Source organism: Maribacter aquivivus (assembly GCF_900142175.1).
Classification (GTDB): Bacteria; Bacteroidota; Bacteroidia; order Flavobacteriales; family Flavobacteriaceae; genus Maribacter; species Maribacter aquivivus.
Genome location: NZ_FQZX01000001.1, coordinates 2053046 through 2066275, shown reverse-complemented (window position 1 = coordinate 2066275; position 13230 = coordinate 2053046). Strand labels below are relative to the sequence as shown.

The window sequence follows — 13230 nt, the reverse complement described above, 5'->3', positions numbered from 1 at the left end:
AAATAGCATTCATTGATTATTAAAATATCTTATGCTTCATTTGGCAGTAGCAGTAAATTAGTACGCATTAATAGTATGCTAATATCTTATTTTTTTAGTTTACTACTAATTTAGACAGGTCTCTAATTTATTATTTACTGCCAATTTGATATTACTTTTAAAACATCATATTTAAGTAGATCATACTTTTTAAATCCTTAGGCAAATTGTCTCTCAAATCTTCCATTTCACCCAAAGAAATATATTTTCTAAGATAAATAAAGGTTGTGTCTACATAGCGTTCAGCTACATCGTTGTTGTATTCAAAATCATTAGTTGCTGCCGGATAATCATGAGAACGAACCAAATCTAAGAAATCTTCCATCTTTTTTATTTTGGGTTTATTCTTCTTAACCGCCCACCCATTCACATAGACGGCTTTTACAAACATTGGTAATTGAGATATAAACTGTAATGACTCTTCCATTGGTATTATATCTCTAAGCGCATGCATAATTGCTGTAAAAATTCTACCTGCTTTATCTGTATCATTTGCCATGTTCATTTCTTTGGCATAGTCTTTTAAAAAAGTATTACCCTCTGCTGCATATTTATTAAAATTAAGTGCCATAGTAGTTTGTTTTTATAATGAGCCATAAATTTGAAAATTATAATCAGGTACTGAAATGACACAAGTCATTTTAAGAAAAGAACGACATTAATATTTTTGAACAGAACCAAAAATTTAATTTATGACCGTTAATTTCCAATACCTTCATATGCCTGAAAGCAACTCGCTAAGTGAAATAGTAACCCGTAATCTTCAAAAACTTCAACACAAATATCAGTTTATCATTCGTGCCGAGGTTTTTTTCAAATTGGGAAACAGTACAGATGGCAATGATAAAATCTGTGAAATACAACTTAGTGCTCCAGGACCAAGAATATTTGCAAAATCTAACGAAAACAACTTTGAAAAATCTGCCGCCAATACTTTAAGGGATCTTGACCGTCAATTGAGAAAGCGTAAAGAAAAATTTCAACAGCGTAAAAAAGCTATATAACATGAAAAAAATATTAGTCCCAGTAGATTTTTCCAAGCATTCTGAATATGCTTTACATATTGCAGCGAAAATCGCCAAACAAGTACAGGCAGAAATTATTGTATTGCATATGATGGGTATTTCTGAAGCAATTCTTGCAAAAGATGAAGCCCAAGAATATGAAGAAGCAAAATATTACATGGACCTTGCCAGAAAACGTTTTAAGCCCTTTTTAAACCAAACCTATCTAAAACATATAAAAGTCAGAGAAATTATTCAAAATTATAAAGATTTTAAAGAGTTGAATACCGTGGCCCAAGAACAGCATATTAACCTTATTGTAATGGGCTCACATGGTACCAGTGGTCTAGGCGATGTTTTTGTTGGATCCAACACTGAAAAAGTAGTTAGATCATCAGAAGTACCTGTTCTTGTCGTTAAAACACCAAATTCTGATTTTAAAGTTGAAAACATATTATTCGCATGCGACTTCAAAGAAAGTTCCATTTTAGCCTATAAAAATGTAAGGGAGTTTGCAGCGAGTTTTTCTGCCAAACTAAATCTAATCTACATTAATACGCCATATTACGATTTTAACAGTAATACCGAAATAGCAGAGCGAATATCAAAATTCTTTTATAAGTCTAACACTATTGAGCAAGAGGTTGCTATCTACAATGATTATAGCGTAGAACATGGCCTAATGAACTATTCTAAAAAGGGTAATTTCGATATTCTGGCCATACCAACAAGAGGTAGAAAACCTTTTACCCATTTTCTTTTAGGTAGTAGAAGCATTGGAGAAGATATAGCCAACCATGCAAATTTACCTGTATTGACCTTGAAATCTAAATAGCTGAAGAACAATATCAAGTAACATATTCGCTAAACCCACGTACTATTTTAATAACAAATCAATTCTTTTTAAAATCTTTTTTTCCGATTTATTTTTCTTCAACAATGAATTGGCAATTGCTTTAGTGGTTTTCTTAATCAATGATTTGATTTTTTTAGTAAAGACCTGTGGATTTTTTTCATAGAATTCTCTAAATTCTTCAAAACACTCATCGCTAGTCTTTTCATATTCTAAAAGCCAATCGAATACAACTTCAATTTGATCTGCTAAAGCAGTACCGCTATTATCTTTAAAATCATCAACCTTACGCCAATACTTTTTTACCATTTCTTCAACTTTATCCCATTCTTTTAAATAAACACTGCCATCACATATGGCAACCGCGTAAAATAATTTGCCTAGGCTTTTATAAAGCTCACTCTTAATTTGATATGTATTTTCCATTTTCAGTAAATCACAATTGAAAATTTTAAATATAGAATGTACTTGCTAAAACATCAATGATTAAAATCATTGTTATTGTCTATTATCAAAAGTATTTTTCATGGAATGAAATGAAAAAATAAGACCTATGAAAAAAATTTTGATTCCAACAGATTTTTCAAAAAATTCAAAAAATGCCATACGTTATGCACTTGATTTTTTTAAAGAAACTCCCTGCCAGTTTTATTTACTATACGTCAACATTGAGGGTTCAAAATTTACAGAAAAGCCTATTTATGAGTTTGGCACAAATATTCTAGTTGAATTAGAGCCGAAAGCCATAAATAAAAAATTAAAAAACTTAGAAAAGTTTATAATGGCGGTTTCCTCAAAAAAAGAACATCATCATTTTACATCAATTTGCGAACAAGGCTATTTTTTATCTTCGGTTCAACGACATATTGAAGAAAAGAAAATAGAGCTCATAATAATGGGTACTAAAGGCGCTTCTGAAATTAAAGAGTTTTTCATTGGTAGCCGTTCTGGCGATGTAATTACAAATGTAGAATGTGATGCACTAGTAGTTCCAGAAAATACAAAGTTCAAAGACTTTGAACAAGTAGTATTACCAATTGATTTTGAAATTACCTATGACGATACCACCTTATTTAAAATTTCAAACTATATAACTTCTAAGAGTACACATATCAATTTATTATATGTTACCAAATCGAAAATTCCACTTTTAGAGGAAATTGAAGTACTTCAAAAACAATTTGCAAAGCGTCTCTCTTTAAAAATACCGAATAATGTCAGCTTTCACAGGGTAGTGTCTAAAAAGATAGAACATGGAATTCAATCATTTTCAAAAAGCATAAATGCAGATTTGATCATAATGATTTCAAAAGATTATAATTTATTACAAAAAATATTTCTCGATACCACCGTAGAAGAAGTAAGTTTTAAAACAAGCATTCCTCTTCTTTCGCTTCAAGGGTGAAACATTCCATATTTTCTTACATATTTCTAATGACCTATGTCATTGCAATGAAGTTACGAGAGAAATATTTTTAAATAATAATTAAAAAAATTATGACCACAGTTTTAATTCCGACCGATTTTTCTGTTAATGCAATGCATGCCATAAAATATGCACTTGAACTGTACAAATGTGAGCGTACCAACTTCTATTTTTTACATGCATATGCAGACGAGGTCTACGGTCCATTTAAAAACAACGGAGGTAATTCAATAGAAGAGCAAAAAAATATAACCCGTACTTATGTACATGAAACATTGAAAAAATTAGTAACGGATCTCACCAATACTTACCACAACCCAAAACACCATTTTGAATTTATATCATCTTTTGAAGCATTAGTAGATGCCATAAATAATGCTGTCAACGAAATTAATGTTGATATAACTATTATGGGTACCCAGGGTAAAACCGCAAATAAAAAAATAACATTTGGCAGCAATACCGTACAAGTATTTAAGTACGTTTCATGTCCTGTTCTGGCCATTCCAGAAAACTATGAATATCAACAACCTAAAAGAATTCTATTTCCTACAGATTATATGCTTCCATATAAACGAAGAGAGCTTAAACTCTTAAATACGTTAGCTGCAGAATTTAAATCGAAAGTACATTGTCTTTATATTTCAGATTTTGAAGACCTAAGTCATAGACAAGCTGACAACAAGTTGTTTTTACAAGAATCTTTACCCGATGCCTTTATATTTCATGAGCGTTCGCCCGTTAAAAACAAAGGAGAGGCCATTATGGAATTCATTCTAAAAAATGACATTAATTTATTGGTAATGGTCAATGCAAGACACTCATTTCTTGAAGATATGCTCTATAAATCAACAGTAGAAGATATTGGATTAAACCCTAAAATTCCATTCTTGGTCATGCAGAACCTACCAAGATAAAATTTAAATACACACTTATGAAAAAGATTCTCTTGCCTACCGACTTCTCCAATAACGCGTGGAACGCAATTTGCTATGCCCTAGAATTTTTTAAAAATGAGAAATGCGAATTTCATATACTTCATACCTATACCCCTATTTTCTACCGAATAGATTATATAATTGGAGGGCCAACTTTTAGCGCTGTCCCAGATAAGGGTGTAGACATTGCTCAAGCAGGCTTAGATAAGACACTAGTAGATATAAAACTTAAATATAAAAACGCTAAACATATTTTTAAGATCAGATCTACCTTTAATACTCTTACCAACGAGGTTAAAGAACTTACCGAGACTAAAAAATTTGATTTTATAGTTATGGGTACACAAGGCGCAACCGGTGCAAAAGAAATTTTTCTGGGGACAAATACCATACATATTATTAGAAAATCTACAATTCCTGTGTTGGCAGTTCCTTCTGGATATGAGTTTAAAAAAATTAAATGTATTGTTTTTCCAACAGATTATAGACAATCATATCAAAAGAAAAATTTACACATCTTATATACCCTTGCAAATACGCTTAAAGCTCAATTAACCATATTACATATTAAAGAAGAGTATGATTTGAACGATGAACAGAAGATGAATATAAAAGTTCTTGCAGATCATTTTAAAAAGCTTGAGCCAAGTTTTGTCGAGGAAAGAGGAAAATTAATGCCACAAGCAATTCATGAATATATTGAAGAAAACAAACCTGATCTATTGGTAATGATGAATAGAAAACATTCTTTTTTGGAAAGGCTTAGAGAAAAATCAAATGTAGACGCAATAGGGTTACATATTGCAATTCCTTTTATGACAATACCCGAAAGTCAGCAAGTGCCCGTTAAAAAAATAGATAAAGAAAGAAATTCTGTAACGGTATAACTTTTAAAATATAAACATGTAAAAACTAATGGGTCTCACTGAATATAGCGATAGAAAAGAATCATAAAATCATAATAAAATGTCAAAAGAGGTAGTATTGAGCATTGATATAGGTGGAACACTAACAAAGGTAGGTCTTGTAAATAGAGAAGGTAAGGTTCTGGATAAAATTGTATTTAAGACCGATGCTCAACATCAGTTTTCAAATTTTATGGACAAATTAAAATTAGAAGTAGAAACATTGATAATTAAATGGATAGATGTTATACACATACTTTCTATAGGTGTTGGGGCCCCAAATGCCAATTCATACACGGGGCAAATCGAAAATCCACCAAACTTAAAATGGGGTGGTATTACACCTATAAAAAAAATTATTGAGCAAACATTCGATCTACCAGTTTCATTAGCTAATGATGCAAATGCAGCGGCTCTTGGAGAAATGCTTTATGGAACTGCAAAAGGAATGAAAAATTTTGTAGCGCTAACATTAGGTACTGGTCTTGGAAGCGGAATTATAGTAGACGGTAAACTATTGATTGGAGAACATGGTACTGCAGGTGAAATAGGCCACGTAAATGTTGACCCTGCCGGAAGGATGTGTAATTGTGGATTACAAGGTTGTTTAGAAACGTATGCATCGGTAACCGGTATTAAAAGAACCGTTTTTGAATTAATGGCAGATAGGTGTGAAGATTCACCTTTAAGAAAAATAAATTTTGAGGAAATGACGGGAACCGATATTTCTGATGCTGCACTAAAGGGAGATGTAATTGCATTGACAGCTTTTGAAAAAACGGGTGAAATTCTAGGAAGCAAAATGGCCGATACCGTTGCCCATTTAGACCCAGAGGCTTTTATACTGTCTGGAGGGTTGAGCAAAGCTGGAGATATTCTTCTAAAGCCGATAAAAAGACATATGCAGAAACGTTTATTTAATGCATATAAAGGTAAAATAGAGGTACTATTATCGAATGCAACCAGTGCCGAAGCTGTTTTAGGACCAGCAGCTCTAGCATGGTTAGAATTAGACCATTTGACTCATGCATAATATTGATAATAAAATAAATGATTCAATTACAACCAGATATAAATAACTGCACTCTATGAAAAACATACTAATACCAACAGATTTCTCTGAAAATGCATGGAATGCCCTTATTTATGGAGTATCGTTATTTAATAAAGTTAAGTGTACATTTTACTTGATTCATGTAAATGCTATTAAACCCTATTCAGGTAATGAACCCACCATGTTCATACCTCCAGAAATACTTGAAGAGAGTATTTTAACCCAAAGTAGAAAAAAGCTAAAATCATTACTTGAAAAGATTCAAAAATTACCCTCAAATAATAAGCATACATTTCAAACAAAAGCTGTTTATGGCTTTTTTACCGATTCTATAAAGAAAGAAGTATTGAATAACAAAATTGAACTTATTATAATGGGTACAAAAGGAGCTTCTGGTACAAAAGCCATTTCTATTGGGAGCAATACAGGTAATGTAATTACAAAAGTGCCATGTGCCGTGCTGGCAATACCAGAAAAAACAAAATATCACTACCCAAAGGAAATAGGTTTCCCTACAGATTTTCTTTTGGGCTATGATGCCGAAATTATGAAAAAAATTAAAGATATTATCTTACTTCATCATTCTGCCATTCGGTTTTTATACGTCGCATCAAAAGGTAACGGACTAAGTTTAGACCAATTAAAAAATCGAGAATTTTTAAAAGAATATTTTAAAAATATTGCCTATTCATTTCATATTCTAAAAGAAAAAAAATTAGACATTGCCGTTCAGCATTTTGTTGAAAGCTGCAATTTGGATATGATTGTAATGGTCGCAAAAAACTTAAATTTTATACAACGTATTCTTATTAGACCAAAAGTTGAAAAAATCAGTTACCATACTACTGTTCCGTTTTTGGTAATTCATGAGTAGAATATCCACCTAAAAATCACTTTTCACTCTGTTGAAAATCTATTTTTAATTATGCAAATATGTTCATATAGTTCAATTGTCATAAACAAACCCTATATAGCAAATTATACTCAAAATGTTTACATTACCAATGAAATAAGTTCTATGATTTTAAGGATATTTAATCTTTTTAATTAAATAATTAAATACAAATTTAATTGAACTGACCAAGATCATGGTCAAAGAAATACCTCTACTCTAATTTTATGTCTAATCATAAATTGTATAGACATGTCACGAATTCTTTTACCAACTGATTTTTCCCAAAATTCAATTGAAGCAATTCGTTACGCGTTAAATATCTATAAGAATATAAAAGCAACCTTCTATTTACTCCATACCTACACTCCCCCTATTTATCAAACAGAATACATTATTGGCAGTCCGGGTCAAATTGGTTTAGGTGATGTTTTTCAAGAAAATAGCATGACACAATTAGAGAAATTAAAAGATTTACTAGAACATCAATATCAAAACCCTAACCATACTTTTATTGTTCATTCTGCTTTTAACACACTAATAAGTGAAGTTTTAGAAACTGTGACCGCAGAAAATATTGATGTTATAATAATGGGAACAAAAGGCGTTACCGGTGCCAATGATATTTTATTTGGCACACATACGGTTCACGTAATAAGAAAAGCAAATTGCCCCGTAATTGCCGTTCCGCCAAATTTTGAATATGAAGCTCCTTTAGAAATATTGTTTCCTACTGATTATGAAATTGAATATAAAAAAGAAAATATGAAAAGTTTGTTGGCAATAGCCACCCAACACAAATCAAGAATAAATGTAATGCATGTACGAACAGGCTATGACCTCACTGAAATTCAGCAAAAGAACAAAGTAGTGCTTGAAAAAATATTAGGAAAATATGCATTGTCACATGAATTACCAGACAATGGTATTATAGAGGCAATTAATGAATTTCAGATTAAGTATAAAATAAACCTGCTTGTAATGGTCAAGAATAAACACACATTTTTAGAGCGATTATTTATTGAACCGATAATAAAAAAAATAGGATTACATATTAATGTTCCCTTTATGGTACTCCCACAAAATTAAAATTATGAAGAATATACTGGTTGCCACAGATTTTTCAAACAACTCATATTGTGCACTTTTCTATGCTACCAAACTATTGGCTTCAGAGCCATGTACTTTCTATCTACTAAATGTGTTTAACGAAATGACACCTTTACAACGAAAAAAAACAAAATTACTGGTTGGCAAAAAGCTTTTAAAAAAATTACAAATAGCATCTGAAGAGAATTTAACCAGCACAATGCATAAAATTGTTTTGGCCAATGAAAACCCGCAACATCAGTTTCATACCCTATCAAAAAAAGGAATTTTAACAAAAATCATTTTAAAAACCCTTGATACAAACCATATTGATCTGATTGTAATGGGCAATAAGGGTCTTAATGAATCTGCTGATGTTTTCTTTGGCAGCAATACTATTCAGGTTGCCAACAAAATTAATAAATGCCCCATACTTGCCATTCCAGGGGAAATGGAATACAAAGAACCGAATGAAATTGCTTTCATTACAGATTTCAAAAAAGGTTGTACAAAAAATACGATAGAACCATTGTTATCTATAGCCTCAATTACAAGTGCACAGATTAGGGTATTGCATATTACAGAAGAAGAAATTTTAAATACTCAACAAGAGTCTAACAGAAAATTATTAGATATCTGTTTGAAAGATATTGACCATACTTTTTATTGGAGGCAATTATTTGACGATAAGGCAAAAGTTATTCATGAATTTATAGAAAAATTAAACATAGACCTATACGCAATGGTTAACCGCTCTCATAATATTTTCGAAAAACTAACTCATGAACCAGTTATAAAAGATGTTAGTATGTATGCTAAAACTCCTTTTTTAATTCTACCATCGCAAGACTGATTAGAATCATAATAAAACCATTTATAAAAAAATATTTATTAAAAATCCTTAAAAAATAAGCAATGGACAAGAGAATTTTAATACCTACCGATTTTTCTAAAAATGCGCTAAATGCAATTAGGTATGCGCTTAATCTTTATAAAGAAATTAAATGTGAATTTTACTTTTTAAACGTTTTCAGGTTATATAGTTACAACACCGATAGTCTATTTATTCCTGAACCTGGTAGTGGTGAATATGAAGCTGCAAAGAAAAATTCAGAAGAAGAATTTATTAAACTGTTAGATATTTTAGAATTACACCATGACAATTCTAAACATACGTATCACACTATTTCTACTTATAACTTTTTATCAGAAGCCATAAGGCAAACAATCGCAGAAAAAGATATTGATTTGGTGGTCATGGGTACTCAAGGTACTACTGGTGCTACCGGTGTCATTTTTGGAACCAATACTGTACAAACTATGGAAAAAATAAGGGAATGCCCCGTTTTGGCTATTCCTGAAACTATTCGTTTTTCCTCACTAAAAGAAATCGTATTTCCAACAGATTATACGACAGCATTCAAACGCAAAGAATTAAAATACTTAATTGAAATCTCTAAAATACACAACGTAAACATTAGAATTTTATATATCGCTAAAAATTCTGAATTGAATGAAAAACAAATAAATAATCAGAGATTACTTGAAGCAATTTTAAGTGAAGTAAATTATAGTTTTCATACGCTATCCAAAAAAAATGTAGCAGATGGTATTACAACATTTGTAGAAAGTAGAAATAGCGATATGATCGCCTTTATAAATAAAAAGCACATTTTCTTTAATAATATATTTTCTAAGCCATTAGTCAAAGAAATTGGATATAAGGCTACCATACCTATTTTGGCATTGCACTAAAGCTATTTAGAAATTCAATAGGAATAAAAAATAAAGCTCATAATGCTAAAAACCTACATATCAGAAAAAGAAAGATAGCATGAACCAAACCATACTAAGGCTTAGGCGGTGAGTACTTTTTACTTAAGAAGTAGATTAAATTAAAAAAATGGAAAATAAAGTAGAAATTGACATCATAAAATCTTCAGGAATACAAGTGAAATTCTCTTTTAACAAACTCCGAAATTCCTTAAAACATAGTGGTGCGGATTATGTAATGATTGAAGAAATTGTAGGTAAGGTTGGTGGAGAAATTTATGATGGTATAACTACTAATGAAATCTACAATAGGGCATTTGCATTATTAAAAAATAAAAAATCAGTATTTGCATCAAGATACAAATTAAAAAAGGCCATATATGAACTTGGTCTAACCGGTTTTCCTTTTGGGCGTTTTATTAGTTCATTATTAAGATATTCTGATTATTCTACTAAATGCAACGTAATTATGGAGGGTGTTTGCGTAACACATGAAATAGATGTGGTTGCAGAAAAAAACGGAGAAACAACAATTATTGAATGTAAGTTTCATGGCGAAGAAGGTTTAAATTGTACTGTAGAAACACCACTGTATATACACTCAAGGTTTAAAGACGTTCATACGCTATGGAATAAAAAACAATCTAAAAATAACAAGTTAAATAAAGGGTGGGTTGTAAATAACACACGTTTTACCGAACATGCCATTAAATATGGAAAATGTGCAGAACTATATTTATTAAGTTGGGATTATCCGCATAAAAATGGTCTAAAAGATAGAATAGACAAATTGGGTTTATATCCCGTAACCGCGTCGACATTATTAACTAATAGAGAAAAGCAGTTTTTACTAAGTAGAGATATAGTTTTATACAGACAGCTTTGGAAAGACAAATTCTTTTTAGACCACCTTGGTATTTCTACTTCAAGAAAAGAAAGAATATTAGATGATGTCAATCAACTTTGTTCCATGAAACAATAGAATTCATTTAAATAACTAGGTCATTAAACTATTATTGTACTGCATCTGATTTATATCATTGTACGCGAATTTATAGGGTTGTAGTTTGTAAAAACACAAAGGTATGCAATGGCAAAACAACAGATTACATCAAAGCAAAACGAAAAATTAAAAGAGCTGCATTGGAAAATTCAGCAGTGGAAAATTCAATTTCAGGTAATAGATGATGAAATTCTTTTTTTAGAACGTTTGCTGAACAGTTCTGCTTTTAAATCTAATACTCCAAATCTTTTTGAGCGTTTAGAAGGTTATAAAACAAAAATAGAAGAACTGAAATATAATATAAAAACTATTCGCAATTCTATATCTGTTCATGAGAATTCTTTAGGCGAAATGTTTGATGTTCCTGAAAACAATAACAATCAATATTATTATCAAGCCCATAATCAACTCAAATCTAATATGAGCGATTGTTTCAAAAAATTTCAAATTCTAAAATGTGAAATTTTCAATTATACCGGTACCATTCTTATCACCTAAAAATAGTAGAAACAAAATACGTCTGTTACCTGATTTAAATCATTTACATCAAATATTGGTTATCATAACTTAGATATTATATTAATAAAAGATTTAGGATGAAATCCGAGAAAATAAAATATAATTATACAGAATGGTATAGTGCAGATGAACTAAACGAACACTCTAAAAAATGGTTGTCCGAACTTTTATTCATTAAAGATGAGCAACAGTTTCTGCTCAACCTAATTCAATCTTTTTCAACAAAAAGAATCAGTAAAAATCAACTAGCTCAATTAGAAGATTTTAAAAATTCAATTAATGAAAACGAGATTATGTTGCATAGCAAAATCTCACAGGTAAAAAAACATATGAACCAATTAAAAATTCTGGTTGACGGCGTAAATCAGTTAGAAATGGAACATGGCTATAAGAAAACCCATAAAGAATTATTTAAGAGTATGAACAAATATCTGTTGGATTATAGAACAGTAAAAGAAAGAGGTTTGGCAAAATTAACATCGATAATGAAAACAACAAAACCGTCAAACAACAATGAATAGCTCAAACTTTTTTAAATGAAGTGTAGTTTTGAAAATACTAGTACTTCATTAAACAATCAATTTATAAATGAGGCCTTTAATACAAACTATTTCTACTATCAAGAAGAAATCAGCTCATAATTAAATTTAAAAGAAATATGAAACTACTGGTATATAGTGCAAAAGAATTTGAAATTCCTTTTCTAAAAAAAGCTAATAACAATCGTTTTGAGGTTACCTATACAAAAAATGCATTAAACAGTGAAACAGCATTAAATGCCATTGGCTATAAAGCAATTTCAATTTTTTCAGGAGACGATGCATCAGCCATAGTACTTGAAAAATTATGGAGTATTGGTGTACGCTATATTACTTTACGCTCAAGTGGACACAACAACCTCAATCTAAAAACTGCAAAGCGTTTAGGATTTTATGTTGCCAATGCAGCAGACTATTCTCCCCATGCTATTGCCGAACATGCTACCGCCATTTTATTGGCACTAAATAGAAAAATAGTTTTGGCAGATAATCAGGTCCATAATTATAATTTCTCTCAAAATGCTTTAATGGGATATAATTTACATGGTAAAACTGTGGGTATCATTGGTACTGGAAGAATTGGCAGTATTATGGCAAAAATCATGAATGGTTTTGGATGCAAAATTCTTGCATACGACCTTGTCCCTGACCACGACCTAATAGAGCTTTGTAATGTAACTTATACCCATTTAGATGTTCTATATAATGATTCTGATATTATTACTCTTCACATACCAATGAATTATGAAAACTATCATTTCATTAACAAGGAAAGACTTATACAAATGAAGAATGATGTAATACTAGTAAATACCGCAAGAGGTGAACTTGTAGACACCAATGCTATAATTGAAGCTTTAGAAGCAAAACTTATCGCAGGATATGCAACTGATGTTTATGAAAAAGAACAAGGTGTTTTCTTTAATGACCATTCTAAAAATGGTATTAAGGATAAACGTTTATGGAAATTGTTAACCTACCCCAATGTGTTGCTAACACCCCACCAAGCTTTTATTACCAAAGAAGCTTTAAAAAATATTGCCGACATAACATTTGAAAATTTACACAATTGGTCTCAAGGCAATATTAGTAAACATGAATTAGGTATGGAATTAATTAATTCATGACAATCTCTACTTCTACTCATTTTTTAGATGTGATGCTAGAAACTTTGGAATCATAAAATGTAAGTGAGA

The 13230-nt window shown here is 30.7% G+C and carries 16 protein-coding genes; 14 read left to right on the top strand and 2 right to left on the bottom strand.

Annotated features, from left to right (window positions below; translation table 11 throughout):
* Positions 1 to 157: 157 nt before the first annotated feature.
* On the bottom strand, positions 158 to 610 hold the full coding sequence (locus BUC31_RS08655) for a DUF2267 domain-containing protein (protein ID WP_073243092.1): 453 nt from the start codon (positions 608 to 610) through the stop codon (positions 158 to 160).
* Between the two features lie 121 nt (positions 611 to 731).
* On the opposite strand from BUC31_RS08655, the gene BUC31_RS08650 reads away from it, so the two are divergent.
* Both BUC31_RS08650 and BUC31_RS08645 read left to right on the top strand, forming a co-directional pair.
* The gene (locus BUC31_RS08650) at positions 732 to 1043 is read left to right on the top strand and encodes an HPF/RaiA family ribosome-associated protein (RefSeq protein WP_073243090.1); all 312 of its coding nucleotides are present in this window, start codon (positions 732 to 734) and stop codon (positions 1041 to 1043) included.
* 1 nt (position 1044) lies between these two features.
* The gene (locus tag BUC31_RS08645) at positions 1045 to 1878 is read left to right on the top strand and encodes a universal stress protein (RefSeq protein WP_073243088.1); all 834 of its coding nucleotides are present in this window, start codon (positions 1045 to 1047) and stop codon (positions 1876 to 1878) included.
* 42 nt (positions 1879 to 1920) lie between these two features.
* Here BUC31_RS08645 and BUC31_RS08640 read toward each other — a convergent pair whose 3' ends face one another.
* Positions 1921 to 2322, bottom strand: coding sequence for a hypothetical protein (locus BUC31_RS08640; RefSeq protein ID WP_073243086.1), 402 nt, complete (start codon positions 2320 to 2322; stop codon positions 1921 to 1923).
* Between the two features lie 127 nt (positions 2323 to 2449).
* Between BUC31_RS08640 and BUC31_RS08635 the strand changes: the two genes are divergently transcribed.
* The 12 genes from BUC31_RS08635 (at position 2450) to BUC31_RS08580 (ending at position 13161) form a co-directional block, all read left to right on the top strand.
* Positions 2450 to 3301 (top strand): universal stress protein, encoded by an 852-nt coding sequence (locus tag BUC31_RS08635; RefSeq protein WP_073243084.1) that lies wholly within the window; start codon positions 2450 to 2452, stop codon positions 3299 to 3301.
* A gap of 92 nt (positions 3302 to 3393) precedes the next feature.
* Positions 3394 to 4239, top strand: coding sequence for a universal stress protein (locus BUC31_RS08630; protein ID WP_073243082.1), 846 nt, complete (start codon positions 3394 to 3396; stop codon positions 4237 to 4239).
* Between the two features lie 17 nt (positions 4240 to 4256).
* Positions 4257 to 5147, top strand: a complete 891-nt coding sequence (locus BUC31_RS08625; protein WP_073243080.1) for a universal stress protein — start codon at positions 4257 to 4259, stop codon at positions 5145 to 5147.
* Between the two features lie 79 nt (positions 5148 to 5226).
* A complete protein-coding gene (locus BUC31_RS08620) occupies positions 5227 to 6198 on the top strand; it encodes an ROK family protein (RefSeq protein ID WP_073243078.1) in 972 nt (323 codons plus the stop codon).
* Between the two features lie 55 nt (positions 6199 to 6253).
* Positions 6254 to 7093 (top strand): universal stress protein, encoded by an 840-nt coding sequence (locus BUC31_RS08615; protein ID WP_073243076.1) that lies wholly within the window; start codon positions 6254 to 6256, stop codon positions 7091 to 7093.
* 270 nt (positions 7094 to 7363) lie between these two features.
* Positions 7364 to 8200: a universal stress protein gene (locus tag BUC31_RS08610; protein ID WP_073243075.1), complete on the top strand. Its 837-nt coding sequence runs from the start codon at positions 7364 to 7366 to the stop codon at positions 8198 to 8200.
* 4 nt (positions 8201 to 8204) lie between these two features.
* Complete coding sequence (locus BUC31_RS08605; protein WP_073243074.1) at positions 8205 to 9053, top strand: universal stress protein; 849 nt, start codon at positions 8205 to 8207, stop codon at positions 9051 to 9053.
* Between the two features lie 62 nt (positions 9054 to 9115).
* Entirely contained in the window at positions 9116 to 9955 is an 840-nt protein-coding gene (locus tag BUC31_RS08600) for a universal stress protein (protein ID WP_073243073.1), read from the top strand.
* A gap of 148 nt (positions 9956 to 10103) precedes the next feature.
* Positions 10104 to 10955: an ATPase gene (locus tag BUC31_RS08595; protein WP_073243071.1), complete on the top strand. Its 852-nt coding sequence runs from the start codon at positions 10104 to 10106 to the stop codon at positions 10953 to 10955.
* Positions 10956 to 11063: 108 nt separating this feature from the next.
* The gene (locus BUC31_RS08590; RefSeq protein ID WP_073243069.1) at positions 11064 to 11474 is read left to right on the top strand and encodes a hypothetical protein; all 411 of its coding nucleotides are present in this window, start codon (positions 11064 to 11066) and stop codon (positions 11472 to 11474) included.
* A gap of 98 nt (positions 11475 to 11572) precedes the next feature.
* Positions 11573 to 12016, top strand: a complete 444-nt coding sequence (locus BUC31_RS08585; protein WP_073243067.1) for a hypothetical protein — start codon at positions 11573 to 11575, stop codon at positions 12014 to 12016.
* 137 nt (positions 12017 to 12153) lie between these two features.
* Positions 12154 to 13161, top strand: a complete 1008-nt coding sequence (locus BUC31_RS08580; protein WP_073243065.1) for a 2-hydroxyacid dehydrogenase — start codon at positions 12154 to 12156, stop codon at positions 13159 to 13161.
* Positions 13162 to 13230 lie beyond the last annotated feature (69 nt).

What these genes read in the sequence shown, in the direction of transcription:
- BUC31_RS08655 (WP_073243092.1), bottom strand. Translation starts at nt 610, where the DNA reads ATGGCACTTAATTTTAATAAATATGCAGCAGAGGGTAATACTTTTTTA.
- BUC31_RS08650 (WP_073243090.1), top strand. Translation starts at nt 732, where the DNA reads ATGACCGTTAATTTCCAATACCTTCATATGCCTGAAAGCAACTCGCTA.
- BUC31_RS08645 (WP_073243088.1), top strand. Translation starts at nt 1,045, where the DNA reads ATGAAAAAAATATTAGTCCCAGTAGATTTTTCCAAGCATTCTGAATAT.
- BUC31_RS08640 (WP_073243086.1), bottom strand. Translation starts at nt 2,322, where the DNA reads ATGGAAAATACATATCAAATTAAGAGTGAGCTTTATAAAAGCCTAGGC.
- BUC31_RS08635 (WP_073243084.1), top strand. Translation starts at nt 2,450, where the DNA reads ATGAAAAAAATTTTGATTCCAACAGATTTTTCAAAAAATTCAAAAAAT.
- BUC31_RS08630 (WP_073243082.1), top strand. Translation starts at nt 3,394, where the DNA reads ATGACCACAGTTTTAATTCCGACCGATTTTTCTGTTAATGCAATGCAT.
- BUC31_RS08625 (WP_073243080.1), top strand. Translation starts at nt 4,257, where the DNA reads ATGAAAAAGATTCTCTTGCCTACCGACTTCTCCAATAACGCGTGGAAC.
- BUC31_RS08620 (WP_073243078.1), top strand. Translation starts at nt 5,227, where the DNA reads ATGTCAAAAGAGGTAGTATTGAGCATTGATATAGGTGGAACACTAACA.
- BUC31_RS08615 (WP_073243076.1), top strand. Translation starts at nt 6,254, where the DNA reads ATGAAAAACATACTAATACCAACAGATTTCTCTGAAAATGCATGGAAT.
- BUC31_RS08610 (WP_073243075.1), top strand. Translation starts at nt 7,364, where the DNA reads ATGTCACGAATTCTTTTACCAACTGATTTTTCCCAAAATTCAATTGAA.
- BUC31_RS08605 (WP_073243074.1), top strand. Translation starts at nt 8,205, where the DNA reads ATGAAGAATATACTGGTTGCCACAGATTTTTCAAACAACTCATATTGT.
- BUC31_RS08600 (WP_073243073.1), top strand. Translation starts at nt 9,116, where the DNA reads ATGGACAAGAGAATTTTAATACCTACCGATTTTTCTAAAAATGCGCTA.
- BUC31_RS08595 (WP_073243071.1), top strand. Translation starts at nt 10,104, where the DNA reads ATGGAAAATAAAGTAGAAATTGACATCATAAAATCTTCAGGAATACAA.
- BUC31_RS08590 (WP_073243069.1), top strand. Translation starts at nt 11,064, where the DNA reads ATGGCAAAACAACAGATTACATCAAAGCAAAACGAAAAATTAAAAGAG.
- BUC31_RS08585 (WP_073243067.1), top strand. Translation starts at nt 11,573, where the DNA reads ATGAAATCCGAGAAAATAAAATATAATTATACAGAATGGTATAGTGCA.
- BUC31_RS08580 (WP_073243065.1), top strand. Translation starts at nt 12,154, where the DNA reads ATGAAACTACTGGTATATAGTGCAAAAGAATTTGAAATTCCTTTTCTA.